Here is a 2,913-nt window from a genome sequence, read left to right as displayed (position 1 = left end):
TAGGCTTTGCCAGAGGTTTGTCAGGACTGAAAGGGTTGAGGCAGGTTCGTTTTTCTGGTATACTCCAAGTAAATAGTCCCCATTACTTTCCCCGCTTCTTATTGTATAATCATAACCGGCGGCTGATGTGACATTGATTGCAACAAGGCCCCTGGCAGGGTCGATTTCCCTCTCCTTAATGGTTGTTATTGCAAGTCTGGGTTTCAAATCCCTGTCAAAAAGCACATCGTTTGGGGAAAGGGCAGAAAGGGTTCCTGAATTGACCGGCCCCTGTACTCCCCCAACCATCGCGCTTCTGGAAGAAAAGACAAAAATCGAAGACTGGTCAGCACACCTTCCTATGTCTATTTTTTTTGCGTTGACGGAGTTTACATCATATACATCCACGCCGCTTTCCTCCCCGACTACTGGAAGCCTGCTTGGATCAAAGTTCATGTTGAATAACAGGGCATTTGATGTGCTCCCTGAAGATGCAAACAAAATGTAGCCTGCAAAAGTGTACATCATTGGAAGCACAAGGTAGATGCTCAGGGCTATTGCCATCAGAAGGCCGCCAAGCTTCCTTGTGAAGAAAAACGTCCTGAGTATGATTCCGGTGAAAAGTAGAATCGGGAATATTGACTGGTAAATCATGTCCAAAAGAAGCGTCTGGAACCTTGTGAACATCATAAGCTTGATTTGCATGTCGAAAATAATTCCAATCATTTCCGCCCCCATTGCACCGCCTGCAAAAGGGGAGAAGTTAAACATGGGCACAGGGTCTATAAGAACCCTGTATTCAATCCCGCCGCTGCTTACAGTTGAAATGAATGAGTAAAGCATCAAAAGCCTGAGGTTGGCGGCCTTAGCAGTTTCAAAAATTATTGTCAGGTAGTTTCTTGAAAGGGCAATATGGCAGGGAGCGCCGCCTGAATTTGCCGGGTCGCAGATAATCGCGGCCTGGGGGTCCATTTGCGTAACGGTCTTTATCGTAGTTTCAGCTACCCCAATCAGGATTCCGGCAAAAAGTATTATTATCACTGAGAAAATGACCTGGGAAAACTCGGATTTGACCCTTGTTTTGAGCATCTCGTCCTGGAAAATGCTTGAAATCATGTAGCCAATTGCAACAAGCATGAGGGAAATCATGGCGCCAAACATCGCTATTACCTGCCAGCCGCTGAAAAATTGGCTTAGCTGGGGTGTTGCCCTGTAAGAAGGCGGCGAGGCAATGCAGCCAAATAGGAAAAGGCCCAGCATCGCAGCAACAATGTAATGCGCATGTTTCATGTTTATTTTCCCCTTTTTCCTGTCCAGGTTTTGGCTTATTTTTCCTACTCAAGTTTTTGGCTTATGAATTTGGACGTTGTCTTGATGAATGTGGTTGTTATTATCATTGAAAGTGCAGGGAGGAATATTGCCTGGATGATGGTATATGCAAGGAGCTGGAGTGGCCGGAAAATTGCATCCATGTTAAACAAGCCCCCGTAATTGGTCATGTCTGCCAGGTCATCCTCGTCAAGTGTCAATGGCTGGGTAATTTTTGCCCCATTGACATCCTGCCCTGAAATGTATTTCCTAAAATCCTCCTTCCAACTCAAGTCAGTGTGGTTTTCAATAAGATATGTCATCACCTGTGCGTGCATTACGTAAGTCATTGGGAAAACAACATAAAACGCCAGTGCCGTGGCTATGAGAAACACCCCGGCATCCCGCGTAGGTGGAAATACGCGGAGAAGAACTCCTGCAGGCAGCACAAGTGTGAACATAACTCCTTTTATCAGCTCCAGGCCAACCTGCTGTACTACAAGGCTTGCGGTAAACGGGGTCAATATGTAAAGCACGAACTCAACGGCGCTTTCAACCATGTGCGCCCCAGGAAAAAGAGGATAAGTGTAGCCCCAGGCGCCTGCACCAAACTTGCTTTGAAGCCCTGCAATGGTCTGCATTGAAATAACCACTGTATTTAGCTTGTAGACACTTGGGATGGTCACCTTATAGATAAGAATGTTCAGATACTTGTTTGCAATCTCAAACGGGTCGCCGCCTGCAAGAGCAACTGCGGACTGGCAGAAAAACCCCCCGATAACATAGATAAAAACCATGAGTATTACAGAAGTGAGAACCTGGTGAATCTCAATTTTTGCGTATGTCTCCCATTCGGTTTTTTTGAAAATCTGCGAGACCATGAAAATCAGTGCAATGATAAAAATCATTGTTGCAGTGCTAAGGCCGAAGAACGCGGCCGTGTCAATGTTGAATCCCACGCAGGCTATTGGCATTGGCTCACTTCATGAGTTGTTGTTGCATTATCTTGATGGCTATATTCAGACAATCTTTGACAGTCCGAATATCTCCTCTTCTCCGCCCAGGGCTGATGCGAGGCTCCTGTAAGCCGTGACTGTGACAATTATGTTAAGAATTGGGACAAATATCGAAAAAACCATGAATTGCATGGCAGGCGTCATCTGTTCTATCACAAGGCTGTAAATCTGCGCAGATGCCCTACGGACGTCAATAAAAAGATAGAAAAACTCCGAGGTGAAGCTTGCGACTGTCTGCAGCGCCGCTATTGTTGATTTAATCAAATTTCCAAACCACTTGACAATCTTGAAGAATATTCCCGGCTCCTCGTGCTGCACTGTCTGGCCAAAGTAGCTGTCATTTGTCACAGTCGTCTTGTCCTTCAGCCAATCTAGAAAACTGCTAAAACCGCCTTTGTTCTTGTCGCATATGTCAATAAGGTTCTGGTAGCTTTGGAAGTTTATCGGGTCGGAGTTTTCGTAAATCGCCTGGTTGAGGATAAGGGACATAGGGTAGACAAAATAGCAGGCAAGTGCAAAGGCGATTAGGCTTGAGCCAAGCCTTCTTGTGACAGGCAGCCCCCTAAGGGCAATTCCTGCAGGCAGGAAAAAAGTAAGCATCGTCGCCTTG

Annotated in this window: 3 protein-coding genes; all 3 read right to left on the bottom strand. The window is 46.0% G+C overall.

Annotated features, from left to right (window positions below; all coding sequences use genetic code 11):
• On the bottom strand, window positions 1-1,269 hold a 1,269-nt coding region (locus tag FJZ26_05250; GenBank protein MBM3229812.1), incomplete at its 3' end, for a hypothetical protein.
• Window positions 1,270-1,313: 44 nt separating this feature from the next.
• Window positions 1,314-2,261: a hypothetical protein gene (locus tag FJZ26_05245; GenBank protein ID MBM3229811.1), complete on the bottom strand. Its 948-nt coding sequence runs from the start codon at window positions 2,259-2,261 to the stop codon at window positions 1,314-1,316.
• Window positions 2,262-2,306: 45 nt separating this feature from the next.
• Window positions 2,307-2,903, bottom strand: coding sequence for a hypothetical protein (locus FJZ26_05240; protein MBM3229810.1), 597 nt, complete (start codon window positions 2,901-2,903; stop codon window positions 2,307-2,309).
• Window positions 2,904-2,913 lie beyond the last annotated feature (10 nt).

It is taken from the genome of Candidatus Parvarchaeota archaeon, from assembly GCA_016866895.1.
GTDB lineage: Archaea > Micrarchaeota > Micrarchaeia > Anstonellales > VGKX01 > VGKX01.
Note: the sequence above shows the minus strand (reverse complement) of the source record. Positions and strands in the feature narration are given on the sequence as shown.

Coding starts and splice junctions, on each gene's coding strand:
- FJZ26_05245 (MBM3229811.1), bottom strand. CDS start 2,261: ATGCCAATAGCCTGCGTGGGATTCAACATTGACACGGCCGCGTTCTTC.
- FJZ26_05240 (MBM3229810.1), bottom strand. CDS start 2,903: ATGCTTACTTTTTTCCTGCCTGCAGGAATTGCCCTTAGGGGGCTGCCT.